General features: G+C 69.8%; 13 protein-coding genes. 3 read left to right on the plus strand and 10 right to left on the minus strand.

The window, feature by feature from the left end:
- Positions 1 to 12 precede the first annotated feature (12 nt).
- Positions 13 to 1140 carry an epoxide hydrolase family protein gene (locus ACQPYE_RS16625; protein WP_498722202.1) on the minus strand — a complete coding sequence of 376 codons (1128 nt, stop codon included), beginning with the start codon at positions 1138 to 1140 and terminating at the stop codon, positions 13 to 15.
- 53 nt (positions 1141 to 1193) lie between these two features.
- On the opposite strand from ACQPYE_RS16625, the gene ACQPYE_RS16630 reads away from it, so the two are divergent.
- A complete protein-coding gene (locus ACQPYE_RS16630; protein WP_498722203.1) occupies positions 1194 to 2201 on the plus strand; it encodes a helix-turn-helix transcriptional regulator in 1008 nt (335 codons plus the stop codon).
- Here ACQPYE_RS16630 and ACQPYE_RS16635 read toward each other — a convergent pair.
- A complete protein-coding gene (locus ACQPYE_RS16635; RefSeq protein ID WP_498722205.1) occupies positions 2180 to 2674 on the minus strand; it encodes a hypothetical protein in 495 nt (164 codons plus the stop codon). The two genes, ACQPYE_RS16630 and ACQPYE_RS16635, sit on opposite strands and share 22 nt — an antisense overlap.
- Before the next feature lie 228 nt (positions 2675 to 2902).
- Positions 2903 to 4183, minus strand: coding sequence for a putative glycoside hydrolase family 15 protein (locus tag ACQPYE_RS16640; RefSeq protein WP_498722206.1), 1281 nt, complete (start codon positions 4181 to 4183; stop codon positions 2903 to 2905).
- 534 nt (positions 4184 to 4717) lie between these two features.
- On the opposite strand from ACQPYE_RS16640, the gene ACQPYE_RS16645 reads away from it, so the two are divergent.
- The gene (locus ACQPYE_RS16645; RefSeq protein ID WP_498722208.1) at positions 4718 to 5008 is read left to right on the plus strand and encodes a DUF4342 domain-containing protein; all 291 of its coding nucleotides are present in this window, start codon (positions 4718 to 4720) and stop codon (positions 5006 to 5008) included.
- Positions 5009 to 5096: 88 nt separating this feature from the next.
- On the opposite strand, the gene ACQPYE_RS16650 is transcribed toward ACQPYE_RS16645, so the two are convergent.
- Entirely contained in the window at positions 5097 to 7490 is a 2394-nt protein-coding gene (locus ACQPYE_RS16650) for a N,N-dimethylformamidase beta subunit family domain-containing protein (protein ID WP_498722209.1), read from the minus strand.
- Positions 7491 to 8060: 570 nt separating this feature from the next.
- On the minus strand, positions 8061 to 10298 hold the full coding sequence (locus ACQPYE_RS16655) for an ATP-binding protein (RefSeq protein ID WP_498722210.1): 2238 nt from the start codon (positions 10296 to 10298) through the stop codon (positions 8061 to 8063).
- 507 nt (positions 10299 to 10805) lie between these two features.
- Here ACQPYE_RS16655 and ACQPYE_RS16660 point away from each other — a divergent pair.
- Entirely contained in the window at positions 10806 to 11192 is a 387-nt protein-coding gene (locus ACQPYE_RS16660) for a hypothetical protein (RefSeq protein WP_498722211.1), read from the plus strand.
- A gap of 114 nt (positions 11193 to 11306) precedes the next feature.
- Here ACQPYE_RS16660 and ACQPYE_RS16665 read toward each other — a convergent pair whose 3' ends face one another.
- The 5 genes from ACQPYE_RS16665 to ACQPYE_RS16685 are packed head-to-tail and all read right to left on the minus strand — an operon-like array spanning position 11307 to position 15048.
- Positions 11307 to 12092, minus strand: a complete 786-nt coding sequence (locus ACQPYE_RS16665; protein ID WP_498722212.1) for an SDR family oxidoreductase — start codon at positions 12090 to 12092, stop codon at positions 11307 to 11309.
- Between the two features lie 16 nt (positions 12093 to 12108).
- A complete protein-coding gene (locus ACQPYE_RS16670; protein ID WP_498722213.1) occupies positions 12109 to 12759 on the minus strand; it encodes a hypothetical protein in 651 nt (216 codons plus the stop codon).
- Positions 12760 to 12778: 19 nt separating this feature from the next.
- Positions 12779 to 13948, minus strand: coding sequence for an acyl-CoA dehydrogenase family protein (locus ACQPYE_RS16675; RefSeq protein WP_498722214.1), 1170 nt, complete (start codon positions 13946 to 13948; stop codon positions 12779 to 12781).
- Between the two features lie 36 nt (positions 13949 to 13984).
- Complete coding sequence (locus ACQPYE_RS16680) at positions 13985 to 14416, minus strand: PPOX class F420-dependent oxidoreductase (protein WP_498722216.1); 432 nt, start codon at positions 14414 to 14416, stop codon at positions 13985 to 13987.
- A gap of 41 nt (positions 14417 to 14457) precedes the next feature.
- Positions 14458 to 15048, minus strand: coding sequence for an NADPH-dependent FMN reductase (locus tag ACQPYE_RS16685; RefSeq protein WP_498722217.1), 591 nt, complete (start codon positions 15046 to 15048; stop codon positions 14458 to 14460).
- Positions 15049 to 15054 lie beyond the last annotated feature (6 nt).

Below are 15054 nucleotides of genomic sequence, written 5' to 3' on the forward strand. Positions count from 1 at the left end.
GATGGGCCCGGATCAGGCGCGGAAGAACGTCCGCAAGTCCTCGGCGAGGACGTTCGGGCGCTCCATCGCCGCGAAGTGCCCCCCGTCGGGGAACTCCGACCAGTGCACGATGTGCGAGTTGTCCCGCTCGGCGAAGGCCCGGATCGTCTTGAAGTCGTCCGCGAAGACCGCGACTCCGGTGCGCGACGGGTTCACCGCCGGCTCGTGACCGGCCTTCGCCTCTTCGAAGTGGTAGCGGCCGGCCGTGGCCTGGGTGTTGGTGAACCAGTAGAGGGAGACCTGGGTCAGGATCTGGTCCGTCGTGACCAGGCTCGTCCCGTTGCCGAAGTTGTTGAACAGCTCGCTGTACGCGAGCTGCCCGACCGGTGAATCGGCGATGGCGGCCCCGATGGTCTGCGGGCGCGTCGCGTTCATCTGGTTGTAGCCGCCGACGGACTGGAACCACTCGAGGTGCTGGAGCGCGGCGTAGTCCTTCGGTTCGAGCTTCTCGAACTCCGCCGGGTCGCCCGAGGGGAACGAGAAGAGCTGCAGCACGTGCAGGCCGAGGAAGCCCTCCGGCTGCATGAGCCCGAGCTCGCGGGAGATCATCGCGCCGCCGTCGCTGCCGTGCGAGCCGTAGGAGTCGTACCCGAGACGGCGCATCAGCTTGTCGAACGTCTCCGCCGCCTTCCGCATGGTCCAGCCGCGGCCGGTGAGCGGCGTGCTGTAGCCGAAGCCGGGGATCGACGGCACCACGACCGAGAACGCGTCGGTCGCGTCACCGCCGTGCGCGACCGGGTCGGTGAGCGGACCGATCAGCTCGAGGTAGTCGGCGAACGAGCCCGGGTAGGTGTGCAGCAGCAGCAACGGAGTCGCGTTGTCCTCTTTGGACGGGACGTGGATGAAGTGGACGTTCTGCCCGTCGATCTCGGTGATGTGGTGCGGGAACTCGTTCATCCGCGCTTCCTGCGCGCTCCAGTCGAACTTGGTCCGCCAGTAGTCGACCGTCTCGCTGAGGTAGCTGTTCGGGGTGCCGTACTGCCAGTCGTCGGTGGGCGCCGGCCGCGGCAGCCTCGTGCGGGCGAGGCGCTCGTCCAGGTCGTCCAGGTCGGCCTGGGGGACGTCGATGCGGAACGGGCGGATCTCGCTGTTGTTCGTCATGAGACAGACTTTATGACCTGTATAGGAACATTAGGTTCCTATACGATCGGCTCGTGCTCGAAACTTCGTCGCGGTTGCTCGCCCTGCTGGCCCTGCTCCAGTCACGGCCGGCGTGGCCGGGCTCCGAGCTGGCCGAGCGGTTGGCCGTCAGCGGGCGGACGATCCGCAACGACATCGGTCGGCTCCGCGAGCTGGGCTATCCGATCGAGGCCGTGCGCGGACCCACCGGGTACTACCGCATGGGCGCCGGGGCGAAGCTGCCGCCGTTGCTGCTCGACGACGAGGAGGCGGTGGCGGTCGCGATCGGGCTGCGGGCCGGCCGCGGGGTCGCGGGCATCGAAGAAAGCGCCGCGCGGGCGTTGACGAAACTGGAACAGGTGCTGCCCAGCCGGCTGCGGCGGCAGGTGGCCGCGATGCGCGAAGCGGTGTCGGAAGGGCCGGCGAACACCGGCACCAACGTGGCGGATCCGGTGGTGGACGCGGCCGTGCTGGCGACCATCGCGGCGGCGGTCCGGGACTCGGAGCTGCTCCGCTTCGACTACCGCGCCCCGGATCGCGAGGACGACGCGCCGCGGCGCAACGACGCCTCGGCGCCGTTCGGGGACTGGCCGGTGCTGGTGGAGCCGTATCGGCTGGTGAGCTGGGAACGGCACTGGTACCTCGTCGCCCGGGGCCCGGAGACCGGCGAGTGGAACACCTACCGGGTCGACTGGATCTCGCTGCGGATGGCGACCAACCGCCGCTTCACGCCGGCTCCGCTCCCCGGCGGGGACTACACGAGCTTCGTCCTGCGCGATGTGGCCACCGCGGGCTGGAAGGTGCACGTCCGGATCACCGTGCTCGCGCCCGCGCAGGACGTGCTGGCGCGGATCAACCCGGCCGTCGGCGTGGTCGAGGCGGTGGACGAATCGACCTCGGTGCTCGTGACCGGCGGAGACAGCCTGGAGATCATCGCGGTCTACGTCGGAATGCTCGGTCTCGACTTCCGGGTCACCGAGCCGCCCGGCCTCGTCGAGCACGTCCGGACCCTCGGCGAGCGCTACCTCCGCGCCACCGGGTAGAGCCGATGACCGTGCCGGCTGAAGAGCAGGTACTCGGCGGTCATCGGGCGCATCGCCAGGAGCAGGCTCGACGCCGCCGCGGCGGCGACCAGGACGGGGGTGACGACGAAGACCACGGCCGCGGCCGGCGGTTCGCCGGCGTCAGCCGCCACCACGGTCAGGGCGTGGAGCAGGTAGCCCCCGCACACCCAGAACTCCAGCGCGGCACCGGTGACCAGCGCGCCGCGCCCGCCACCGATCGCCAGCCGCACCCCGCCCACGATCAGCAGCACCGCCGCCACGACCTGGGTGAGGACCACCGACCACGCGAGGAGTGCGAACCAGTCCGTCCCGACCGGCTCGGCCAGGACCACTCCGGCGAGCACGCTGCCGATGAGCGTCCCGACCCCGACGATCACGCCGAGGATCGCGGCGCAGGTCGCCGATCCCGGCCGCAGCCCCGCCTCGTCCAGCAACGCGTCCAGTCCCGTCACGGCGCTCCTCCGGCTCGACCACTCCACCTCCGTATCGTCGCGTCCTCCCCGACCGTTGCGCGTCGGCATGATCCGCGGTCGAGGTTCCCGCGGGCGCAACCGGATGTCGATGTGCCCGTGATCGAGTCGGGTTCGGTGGACTCGTCGTAGCGGCTGTACGCCTGGGGTTGCAGACTCAGCCGTGGCACGTGCCACGGCCGAGTCTGCCCGTTGTCGGAGTTTGTGGTGTCAGCAGGGTTTGCGGAGGATGGCGCCGGACGTGCCGGCCAGTGAGACCTCGGTGACGGAGGTGCCGCGTTCGTTGACGTGGCCGCCGTCCAGCGGCACGGTGACGGACCGGCTGTCGGTGCGGTTGGCGTTGACCACGACCGTGCCGCAGGTGAAGTCGCGGACGAAGACGTTCGTGCCGACGGACTTGTAGGGGCCGGTCGGTGTGCCGAGGGTCCAGTCGTACTCGGCGCGCCACGGCGAGGCGTCGCCGTAGCCGTCAGTCTGGTCGATGCTCGCGATCGCGGCCTGGTCGCCGGCGGCCATCAGGTAGCTGGCCAGGGCGAACCGGTAGGGCCGGTCCGCGCCCTGGGTGTGGTGCGGCTGCACCCAGGTGATCTTGCCGCGGGCTTCGTTGGAGGCGATCTCGGCGACCTGCCTGCTCCACCCCTCGGGGTACTCCGAGAGCAGGTTGGTGTCGTCGAAGGTCAGCCACCACTCGTCGAAGCCGCCGTCGAGGTGCTCGGTGTAGGCGTCCCACGCGCCGGCGTGCAGCCGGGCGTTGGACAGGTTGGCGACCGTCTTCAGGCCGGCGGCGACGAAGTCGTCACGGGTGTTGGCCAGCATCGACTTGTACGCGTCCTGCAACGCCGCGTCGGTCGGGTACTTCGCCGGGCACACGCCCTTGTGGTAGGCGTCACACGGGAACAGCGCGTTGTCCATGAACACGCCGTCGAATCCGGACGCGGTGCTGCTCTTGATCACGTTCGCGGCCCATGCGTTCTGGTAGCCGGTGTCGCCGACGTCCATCTGCCAGTGCCCGGAATAGCCGTCGTACTCGAACCTGCGGCCGTCCGGGTCGAGCAGGAACCACTCCGGGTGGTCCTTCTCGGCCTGGCAATACCCGACACCGGTCGGCAACTGCGCGTCGTCCACCCCGTTGCGGCACGCGTACGACCGCGTGGACGACAGGTCCTTGTAGACGAAGACCTGCACGGCCGGGTTCGCCGCCTTGAGCTTGGGGACCAGCCCGCCTTCCCACGCGTTCAGCACGACGTAGGCACGCCGACGTGCCTCGGTGGCCAGCACCTCGTCGGAGACGGACGTGCTGTTCATGTGCAGCCAGAAGGACTGGACGGTGCCACCTCCGCTCGCGACGGGTTGTTCGGCGGCGCTGACGGGGCTGGAAGGTGCGATCACCGCCGCCGCCATGGCGCAGACCACGACGGGTAGCAGTATGCGGGCCCGGCCACGACGCGCGAGGCGATGGCGGACGCGGTCATGGCGATTGAGCAGGGACATGCCGGACTCCCGGTTTGTTGCAGGCGTCACCCACCGTCGGGCACGGCTAATAAGTAAGCGCGACAGGAATGGGGCGCGCCCGCCCTCGTATCGGTAGCGCGTAGATCACGTACCGACCGGTAGGTGATTGCGCGATCGAAGTAAAACCGCTGCTCCTCCGGCAAGTCAAGTAACGTGCGCCACACCACGCACGAATCACTCGTCTCTATTGGTCACAGCCTTCGGGTCAACTGTTCATTGATCACGGCCTGCCGGGTTCGCGCTGGGTAGCCCCGGTCTACCCAGCGCCGCACCTCGGCTGCGGACTGTCGGTCCGCAGGCGTTCGAGCGCCGGTGGAAGGTCGAGGTCGGCTGTCCAATGGTCGACCTCGATCAACGCCACCATGGAGAATTTTCCGTCCTGGTGGCGTGGGCTGCGGTGAGTGGTGTTCTCAGGGGTGAATCAGGCGGGGGTCCGGGAAAACCCTGATGGCGAGCTTCCTAGCCGCGGGCATGCTGGAGGCGTCAAGGACCATTCGCAGTTCGAGGAGAGCCATGAGCGAGTTCAAGCCCGAGTACCCCCGTGCCGCCGTCGACGCCGTGGTCGACGCCGTTCGCGGTCTGGTCAGCGAGGGCGTCAACCGCCGTGTGGTCGTGCGTGACAGCAAGGAAGACGTGGTGCTGGAGGTGCCGGTGGCTCTCGGGTTGGTCGCGGTGCTGGCCGCTCCGGTGGCCACGGCGATCGGTACCGGTGTCGCGCTGATCGGCAAGTGTGGAATCACGTTCGAGAACCGCCGGCAGTCCGGCAGCCGGCCCGCGCCAACGACCGACACCGAGCAGGTGTAGTCAGCAGCTGCGGATTGTCGAGCCGCAAGTGTTCGGCCGGGCGCTGCCCGCACCGCCCGTCGATTGCTGACCGGTGGAGCAGAGCGGCTCAGCCGCTCGCCGTCGGTGCCCACACCACGTCCACCCAGTAGTGGGATTCCTCCGAGCTCCGGTCGGGGAACCCGCCGCCGTAGCGGTACAGGCCGTTGGGGCCGTCGACGCCGCTCGGCAGCGCGGTGAGCGGTTCGAGGTAGGTCCGCCGGCGGCTGTAGTGGCTGAAGTACTCGATGTCGGCCGAGTAGCGGCCGGTGGGGGTCAGGTAGGACACGACGTAGGTGGTGTTCGCCGCGACCTGCACCGGGGTCCCGAACAGCAGGGTCTGCCAGCCGCTCGCGGTCTCGTTGGCGAACGTGCCGGTACCCAGGCGCTGACCGGTCGAGGTCCACAGGCTGCCGGTGTGCGTGCCGGTGTTGCCGGAGCTCTTGTAGAACCGCACGCCGCGCACGTAGCCGCTCCGGTCGGCACGCCACTTGACGCCGAGCTCCAGCGTGGAGCCGTCGGAGAGTTCTAGCTCTGCGGGCCGGTCGTCGTTGGTCCACATGCCGCACGGGCAGGTGGCCGCCGACGTGGTGGGCGTGGCCGTGACGGGCGTGGAGAGGTTGAGCGAGTCGTCGACCGCGCGCACGCGCAGGCTCGCCGGGCCGGACCTGGCCGGGGTGTGGGTGTAGCTCCACGCACCGACTCCCGGCTGCCACACCGCCGGGTGCCAGGACTGACCGTCGGTGGAGACCTCGACGCCGGCGACCTGGCCGGCCGCGTCGGTGACCGTGCCGGAGAAGGTGTGGGCGACGCCGACGGTGGGGGTGGTGGGCACGGTGGTGATCGCCACGACGGGCGGCACGGTGTCGGTGCTCGCGGTGGCCGCGCTGAGGGTGGGTTGGAGCGTGGAGGGCCGCACACCCATGTCGGCCAGGAAGTTGACCGTGGCCTGCTGCATCCGCACGTCGGAGGTCGGCGTGTTGGTCAGGTAGGCGTGCTCGTCGTCCACGCCCCACGCCCACTGGACCGTGCCCGCGCCGAACACCAGCGCCCCGCTCGGGTGCCGGTAGTAGGTGACGGAGTGGGTCGCCGTCCCCGAGGTGTAGAGGTCACCGTGGTTCTTCAGGAGGTACTCGCCGTCCAGGGCCACCGTCGTCGACGACATCTTCGCCACGCCGTCGGGCTGGAAGCCGTTGTCCGGCACCGTGTTCCACTCGTAGCCGAGGGTGCCGGGCTTGAAGGTGTAGGTGCTGTCGGCGGCCATGCCCTGGAGATCGGTGTGCCGCCACAACCGCATCCTGCCGTACGCGGCGGGCACCTGGAGGTGGTCGTCGCGGCGACCGTTGACCGCGAACAGGTTGCCCAGCAAGGCGTTCTCGGGTCGTCCGCCGTCCTGGGGCGGGCTGCGGCGCGGGTCGCGCCAAGTGCCGGTCCAGTCGGCCAGGCCGTCGCTCTGCGTGCCCTTGGTCTCCTTGTAGCAGGCCAGGGTGCGCCAGTCGGCGCGCGAGGAGTCGATGGACTTCTCCCACCGCGTCTTCCAGAAGATCTCGTTGCCGGTCAGGAAAGCCAGGTGCACACCCGCGTCCCGGGCGGCCTCGACGTTGGCGCGCTGCTCCTCCGACCAGTACTCGTCGTGACCGACCGCCATGAACACCCGGTGGTTCCTGATCAACTGCCCGCGGCGGGCCGAGTCGACGTCGGTGGTGTAGCTGAGGTCGTAGCCGTTGCGCTCCAGGAAGCGCAGCATCGGGTACTCGGCGTTGAAGATGAAGTTCTCCTCGCCGTCACCGCCGGTGTACGGCCGGTTGTAGCTGACCTTGTAGGCCTGCCCGCCCTGGCCGGGGCCGTCGCCGAAGTACAGGCTGTTGCCGCCGTAGCGGTTGTAGGCCACCCAGGTCGAGTCGGAGGTCTGGAACAGGACCTTCGACGTGCTGGTGTCGTCGCGCACCACGAACACGACCTCGTTCGTCGCGCCGTTGTCGTTGCGCCGCAGCCGCGCGTAGTAGATGCCCGACACCGCGTCGAGCGGCACGGTCCAGTTGGCCGACACCGCCCAGTTGCCGCAGTCGATCAGCGCGCTGCCGTCCGCGCCGCGCAGGCACGCCGGCTGGGTCAGGCGGCTGCTCCGCGAGGTCGAGCCGATCAGCCGCGCCCCCGCGCCGCCGTACCAGCCGAGCCGGTAGACGTCCACGCGGTAGGACGTCGCGTTGGTCTTCACCTTGAAGTCGACCCGGCTGCCGGGGGTCGCGCTGATGTCCGTGGTGAAGCCGACGATGGACGGGTCGCGGTAGTTCACCTGCCAGTCGGCCGCACCGGCCTTGGTGTTCTCGCACGCCACCTTGTTGACCACCGGCGCGTCGCACACCGCCGCCGCGGCGGGCTGCGCGTGGACGGGCCTCGGCCGGATGTCGCCGACCGCCACGACGGACGCCGCCGCCAGGACGAGCACCACGAGGGCGCGCATCGACAACACCCGGGACCCGAGCGGTCTTTCCTGTCGTGCCGACATGGCTCCCCCAGAGAAGAAGAACAAGCCCCCGAATACCGGCAGATGCGCGACACGTCCGATAACGAACAACACCGAAGTCGACGTCGCCGACCTGAGAATTACGCCAAGTCAACCTATCAGACCGGCTCCTACCTGGGGAAACGTCCTCACTCGTTCGGCCCCTCCCGTCACCGCGCAATGACCGCGCACCGGCATCGGCAATCGACCTCGCGGACGCACCCGGCCAGCCCTGGGCAACTCCGGAATTCGGCCTCTCGAAATGGGCTTTCCGGCCGAACGGCATCCATTCCGCCCGACGACCGACCCCTCAAATGGGGGATTGGCCTGCCCTGGGCGCCTCGTCCACCAGGTCGTGCGCCCTGCGGTGAACTCGCGGACCCGCTCGTGCTTCCGGGTAGACGCCCGTGCGGGGTGGACAGCCCCCTGAGCCATCCACCCCGCACGACAGGCGATGCTGAACGCGGCGTACGTCGCCGATCGGATGGACTGGCCCGCGCGCGAGGTGAAGCGGTTCTGGAGTGCCGTCTAGTGTGTCGTGCCGGAGACCTCCGGCGTTGGGTCGAGGTCGTCCAGCTGCCGCTGGACGCGGTGAACGTCGGCGGCACGCCCTTGCTCCCGGTACAGCCGCAGGGCCTCCTGCCACGCCACGCGGACCTGCTCGCGCTGACCGAGGGCGGCGTGGGCGTGGCCGAAGTGGTCGAGGACGCCGGCGGCGTAGAACGTGTTGCCCAACTCCTGGTACAGGGTGAGGGCCTGCCGGTAGCGGTCGAGGGCTTGCTCGTGGTGGCCGGTGTGGTGGGCGATGAAGCCCAGGCTGTCCAAGGTGTGCGCCTCCCCGACGGGGTCGTGGTGGCGTCGGTGCAGGATGAGTGCCGCCTGGCAGTGGTCACGGGCGGTGTCGTACTCGCCGACGCCGGCGGCGTACCAGCCCACCGAGTTCAGCGCCACGGCTTCCCGCCCGGGCAGGTCCGCGGCGCGGTACAGGCCCAGGGCCCGCCTGGCGTGCGCCAGCGCCATGCGGTTGTCACCACCCAACTCCCAACTGGTCGCCAACTCGTGGTGGGTCAGTGCCTGTTGGGCGAGGTCGTTGTCCTCCTCGGCCAGGGCGAGAGCACGGTGCAGGTGGCCGAGCGCCTCCTCGTGGCGACCCAATCCGGCGCAGGCGAAGCCGACACCCCGGTGGGCCCGCACGGTGGAGACCGGATCGGGCAGGTCGGCGGCGGCGGTCAGCGCGGCTCGCCACGCGGTCAGGTCGCTCGAGAAGTCTCCGCGCTGGTAGTGGAAGGTCCTCAGGACCTGGGCCAGGTGCGACACCGCCCGGTGACGGCCCAGAGCGGCGGCGCTCTGCTGGGCGGCCAGCAGGTTGGTGTGCTCGGCCTGCAACCAGGCCAGCGCGGTCGGGCGGTCGGACAGCGGCTGCGCGCGCACACCCGGGACGGGCGGGCCGAGCACGGTCTGCTCGACGCGGGGGTCCAGGAGGCGGTCGGCGTCATGGGCGGTGTGCAGGTAGAAGTCGTTCACCCGCGTCAACGCCGCCTCCCGCACCGGTCGGGGGAGGGCTCGGGCGTGGGTGGTGGCGTAGGCGCGGACCAGGTCGTGCATCGTGTGCCGGCCGCCGGGAGCGCGGTCGACCAGGGAGGCGTCGGCCAAGTCGCGCAGCACGATCCGCGTCCTGGCCGAGGGCAGGCCGGTGAGGCAGGCGGCGGCGGGCAGACCGGTGTCGGGACCTGGGGCGATGCCCAGCAGCGCGAACACGGTGCGTTGCTCCTCGGTGAGCAGGCGCAGGGACCAGGACAGCACGGCGGGCAGGCCGGCAGTGGGGTCGTCGGCGTGGTCGAGGGCGTCCAAGCCGAGTTCGCGCAGTTCGGCGACGACCTCGTCCACGGGCAGGTGGGGCTGGGTACGAGCGCGAGCGGCGATCAGGCCGAGCGCGAGCGGGAAGCCACCGCACAGCGCGATCAACTCGGTGATCGCCTGCCCGGCCTCCCCGACGCGATGCGGCCCCAGTGAGGCTTGGAGCACGGCGTGGGCCTCGGCGTCGGTGAGAACTCCCAAGGGCAGCGGGTGGGCGCCGTGTCGGGCGACCAAGCCGCCCAGCCGGTTGCGGCTGGTGACCAGCACGGTGCACGAGGCACCTCCGGGCAGCAGCGGGACGACCTGCTCGGAGGTGGCGGCGTTGTCCAGCAGGACCAGCATCCGCTTGTTCGCGGCCCGGCTCCGGTACATCGCCGCCCGCGCGTCGACGTCGGCCGGGATGCGGTCGGGGTCGACCCCGAGGGCTTCGAGGAAGCCCTGCAACGCGTCCGCTGCCGACTTCGGCCGGTCCGTGGGGCTGAAGCCGTGCAGGTCCACGAACAACTGCCCGTCGGGGAACCGGTCGAGATGACGGTTGGCCCAGGACAGTGCCAGCCAGGTCTTGCCGATCCCGCCCGCGCCGCCGATCGCCGAGATCACCAGTGTCGCCCCACCCGTGGGCGCCGCACCGGTCCCCGGGGCCGACGAAACGGTCGAGGGACGCAGCGCCCGGTCCAGTTCGGTCAACTCCCCGACCCGCCCGGTGAAAGTGCCGGGCGTGGCGGGCAACTGCTGGGGCACCACGGGCGCGGGGCGCGGGTGGAAGTGCTGCTCGACGGTGACCGTGGCGTCCCGCCCCGCCTGCACCACCGTGGCGGTCGACGAGGCGACCACCCACTGCCCGACCGCACCACCACCGTCCGCATCGGCCAAGGGCCGAGGGGCGGAGAGGCGTTCCGACTCGGGCACCGCGGGCACCTCCCGACCGCTGCCGCCACCGTCGACCCCAGCGTTCCAGCCGGCCCCACCGCCCGCGGGGACGGCAACCGGAAATCACTCACTCGTGCGACCCATTCCGCAAAAACACGGGTGGAACGATGTCGTCACCGGGCTGCCAGGCGGGGTGCCGCTACTACGGGGCCCCGGAGCGCCGGTCGTCGCACCGCGCTTCGACAGGTGCCGGTCTCTGGTTTCGAGAGGGCCTCGTCGACACCTGGCTCAGGGCGGCTGCCGTGTGCGCAGGCGGTACTTCCTGGCGGAGCGCGAGCAACCCCATGCCCGACGACCGCGAGTCGCGGGTTGTCAATGTGGCCGGCCCATGCGCTGCGGCCGCGCTTGACAGCGTTCCGCCTGTCGCAACACATTCGGGTGCCGCTGCGCTTTCGTCAATCGCGACTGTTCGTCGCTTTCGGAAGGTACGGGTCGATGGGACGTGTGCGTGCTTTCGTGGCGGCTGCCGCCGCTGCGGTGACGGTCGTGACAGTGGTCCCGGGCGGGTCGGTGGCACTGGCCTGGCACCAGGGCGATACCCGGCGCACCACGTTCGAGGTCCAGGTGTCGGGCGACGGTTCGTCCTGGTCGACGGTCGTGGCCCGCAGGACGAGCGGCGGGTCGACGTCGCAGCCGGAGGTCTACGACCGGTCCGGGCAGGTGTCGCCGTCCGGACGCAGCCACGGCGAGACGTCGACCGCGAGCACCAGCCGACCGTCCGTCGCGCGGGGCAGCGGCAGCCCCGGCCAACGCGGCCCGTACTCGTTCGGTGTCGATCCGGCCGTTGTTGACCGCGTCGTACAGCCCGCCGTGCCCGCGTCGGTGCTCCGGCGCCGGCGACAGGCCGACCAGGGTCGAGATGGTGCACACTGATCACGCAGCCCTTTGGTCGATCATCCTTCTGTCGCAAGAGTGATGATCAACCAAGGGCTGCTTCCATGATCAACCGGGGTGCACGTCACCCGTCCGGGACCTAAAAAGGCAAGCTTAGTCGTCGGGCAGATTCCACCTGCCCGAGATCGACAACTGCTGCCCCAGCACGTCCAAACCGCCGTCGACCCGGATGATCTGGCCCGTCGCCGCCCCGAACGAGTCGTCCGCGACCATGCTGACCGCGTTCGCGAGTTCCTCGGGCTGGACCAGCCTGCCGAACGTCGTGTGCTCCTTGAAGTACCGGAGGGACTCGTCGTTCACCGCGACGCTGGTCGCCTCGGTGTCGACCACGCCCGCCGCGACCACGTTGACCGTCACGCCATGCCGAGCCGCGAAGCCCGCGACGTTGCGGGCGAACGTGTTGAGCGCGGCCTTGGCCGTGGCGTGCGCGATGCTGCCGCCCACGAGGTCGGCGGCGGTGCTGGAGATGTAGATGATCCGCCCGGACCGCTGCCTCTGCATGATCGCGAGCGCCTGCTTGGTGAGGAAGTACGAGCCCGCCAGCTCACCCGCGACCTTCTCGTGGAACCGGTCCCACGACAGGGAGCCGAAGTCCTCGAACGGCGGGTCGACCGTATTCGCGTTGCACACCAGCAGGTCGACGCTGCCGTGCGCCTCGTGCACCGACGTGACCAGCTTCGCGACCTCGTCCGGGTCGCACACGTCCGCCTGCCTGGCTTCCGCGCTGCCCCCGGTGGCCGCGATTTCCGCTACGACGGCGTCCGCCGCCGCCGCGTTCGAGCGGTAGTTCACCACGACGTGGTAGCCCGCTTGCCCCAAAGCCTTCGCTATCGCGGCGCCGATGCCCCGGCCCGCGCCGCTGACTATTCCGACACGCATTCCTGTCCTCCTGTTGCTAGCGCCGGACGCTGACGAACCGCTCGTACCGGGTGTTGGGGTCGGACGCCTTGACCGGCGAGGCGCTGAGCAGCCCGTTGATCAAAGTCTTCATGTGGGAGGCCGCGTGCTCCTCCGTGGTCCACTCGGAGAAGATCAGCACGTGGTGGCCCTCGGTGCTGATGTGGAAGTTGGCCGACACGGCGCCGGGGTAGGCCCGGTCCGAGCCCGTGGACCGCTCCTCGTGGCCCAGCAACCCGTCGATCCAGCCGCTCGCGGACTGGTCACCGACGTCGAAGAACGCGATGGGGAAGCACCTCGGTTCGACGCGGTGCTCCAGCCCGCCGCCCACCGCCCGGTACAGGCGGTACGGCACGTAGGGTGCGAAGTCGACGTCCGGGACGTCGGGGAACTTCAGCACGTCGTCGATGCGTGCGACGACGGGTTCGCCCGAGAACTGCGCGTATGCGAGCACGCGCATGCCGTCGGTGCTGGTGTACAGGTGCAATGACACCAGGTCGGCGGGCCATTCGCTCTGCTGCCAGTGCGCGACGACCGCCTCCGCCGCTCGCGCCTGCGCGTGCCGGTCGGGCACCTCGGTCGCGCTGAACAGCGAGTGGACGACGGCGGGGTCCTGCATTCGGGGCAGCGCGAAGGAGATGTACGGCATGGCAGGCCTCCGCGGACCGCTACAGGTGGGTGGTGTTGGGTTCGAGCCCGCACAGCACCCGGCCGTGCAGTTCGACGTTGGTCAACGGGTTGAGCAGCGCGTGCGCGGTCGTTGCGCCGAGGTCGCGCTGGATGCGCCGGATCGGCACCTCCAGGAACAGCGAGGAGCCGCCCGCGGCCTCGGCGAGGATGTCCGTGGCGCGCTTGGTCAGCTGGCCGACGCGGCCGATGTCGACGCGGGCGCGCACCCGCTCGGCCTGGGTCCACGGTTCGCCCGCGGCGACCTTGCGGTCGAACAGGTCGGCGAACCGGTGGGCCCGCTCCTCGGCCTCCTCGATCAGCAAGCTCGCCTCGCCGACCTGGAGGTGGGTGATCGGCGCCCCGGCCTGATCCGGGTAGTTCGTGTAGGAGATGCCGCGCCCGGAAATCCGCTCCAGGAACGATTCCAGCGCGTACTTGGCCGCACCGACGAGCTGTCCGATCGAGACCGCGGTGGACAGCACGGCGATCGGCGTCTGGTAGAGCTGCTTCGTCGAGTTGACCTCGGACAGGCATTGCCCCTGCACGTTGTCGGCGGTGTGGATGACGCGCCGCTCGGGCACGAACAGGTCTGCGGCCGTCGTGGTCACGCTGCCCGTTCCCTGCAGGCCGATGGTCTTCCAGTCGTCGACGACCTCCAGTTCCCGCGAGGGGATGAGGGCCATGATCATCTCGGACCCGTCGTCGAGCATGGCCGTGGTGATCTTCCAGTCGCTGTGCAGGAAGCCGCTGGTGAAACCCCATCGACCGGTGAAGAGGTACCCGCCGTCGACCTTGGTCGCGATGCCCGAGGGCGCGGTGGTGCCGCACACCTTCACGTTGGGAGTCGCGAAGACCTCGTCCAACACGTCGTCCGGCCAGAGACCCGCCATCCAGTTCAGCAGGGCGTAGACCGACACGACGAACGCCGTGGAGCTGTTGCCGCGGGCCAGTTCCGCGTGCACGTCGACCGCGGTCCGGGCGTTCGACTCGTACCCGCCGTACTGGCTGGGTGCGTACATCTTCAGCAGCCCGGAAGCGTTCAACGCTTCCACGACGTCATCGGGCAGCCTGCGGTGCTCGTCGATCGAGAGCGCGTGCGAGCGCAGCAGCGGTACGAGTTTGGCCGCGGTCTCGACCAGTTCGGCCTGCGGGGGTGTCGTGGTCTCCAATTCGACTCCTCGTTCGATGTGGGAGGTCGGGGAACGTCAGGGGATGTTGCGCTTGCGCGGGACCAGCTCGTGCGGCTCGACGTCGGGGTCCTCGATGCCGAGGCTGATGACCCGGAACGGCCTGATCCGGATGAACGGGCCCTCGCTCTGGATGTAGGCGTTGATGGAGGAGTCGCCGGTGTCCTCGACGATCTCGGCGACGCCGCGGATCTCAAGCGAGCTGATCCGCCACGGGTCGAAGGACCTGATGTTGTCGACGACGAGCGCGGCCCGACCGTTGTGCACGATGTTGCGGTACTTCTGGCTGGAAGTGAGCCGATAGCCGCCGATGTCGATGCTGTCGGTGGGCACGTTGTTGACGAACCGCACCGGGCACACCTGGACGGTTCCGTTGGCCTGCACCGTGGCGAGCCTGCCGATGGGCTGGCCGGCCAGGTACTCCGCCTCAGCGGGAGTGAAGATCATCATCGCCTCTCCGTGGAATCGTGATCGGCACCGACGGGCGGTGCTCAACCGGAATAAGGTCGCGCGGCGCGGGCGTCCCTCAGCGCGAGCGCCCACCAGAGCAGCCCGTCGAGCAGGGTTTTCGCCACGCCGGCCAGGAGATCGCGGTCCTTGGGCTTGCCGAGGTCGTCGCACACGGGCTCGCCGCCCGCGAAGCTGGCCGTGTCGCGGATGGTCACCGCGTGCAGTTCGGTGAAGACGTGCCGGAGCTGCTCCACGGCCGGCATGCCGCGGCTGATGCCCCCGCTGTAGGACACGAATCCGACCGGCTTGGCCTGCCACTCGGTCGTGTGCCAGTCGATGAAGCTCTTGAGCGAAGCGGGAAAGCTCCGGTTGTACTCCGGGGTGACCACGATGAACGCGTCCGCCGCGGCGAGCCTCGCGCTGGTGCCCGCGAGGACCCGGGCGGTCTCCTCGTCGGGGTCGAGGACCGGGCCGGTCGACGTGAGCGTCACGTGCGCCAGGTCGATCAGGTCCGACGACATCTCCTCGCGTTCGCCGATGACCTCGGCCAGCCACTCGACGAGGACCTTGCTGGTGCGCCCTCGACGGGCACTGCCGTTGACGATCACGACGCGTACGGGTTCGGTCGACACCCCGGC

The sequence above is a fragment of the Actinosynnema sp. CA-299493 genome (assembly GCF_050946825.1).
GTDB lineage: Bacteria > Actinomycetota > Actinomycetes > Mycobacteriales > Pseudonocardiaceae > Actinosynnema.

Coding starts and splice junctions, on each gene's coding strand:
- ACQPYE_RS16625 (WP_498722202.1), bottom strand. CDS start 1,140: ATGACGAACAACAGCGAGATCCGCCCGTTCCGCATCGACGTCCCCCAG.
- ACQPYE_RS16640 (WP_498722206.1), bottom strand. CDS start 4,183: ATGTCCCTGCTCAATCGCCATGACCGCGTCCGCCATCGCCTCGCGCGT.
- ACQPYE_RS16645 (WP_498722208.1), top strand. CDS start 4,718: ATGAGCGAGTTCAAGCCCGAGTACCCCCGTGCCGCCGTCGACGCCGTG.
- ACQPYE_RS16650 (WP_498722209.1), bottom strand. CDS start 7,490: ATGCGCGCCCTCGTGGTGCTCGTCCTGGCGGCGGCGTCCGTCGTGGCG.
- ACQPYE_RS16665 (WP_498722212.1), bottom strand. CDS start 12,092: ATGCGTGTCGGAATAGTCAGCGGCGCGGGCCGGGGCATCGGCGCCGCG.
- ACQPYE_RS16670 (WP_498722213.1), bottom strand. CDS start 12,759: ATGCCGTACATCTCCTTCGCGCTGCCCCGAATGCAGGACCCCGCCGTC.
- ACQPYE_RS16680 (WP_498722216.1), bottom strand. CDS start 14,416: ATGATGATCTTCACTCCCGCTGAGGCGGAGTACCTGGCCGGCCAGCCC.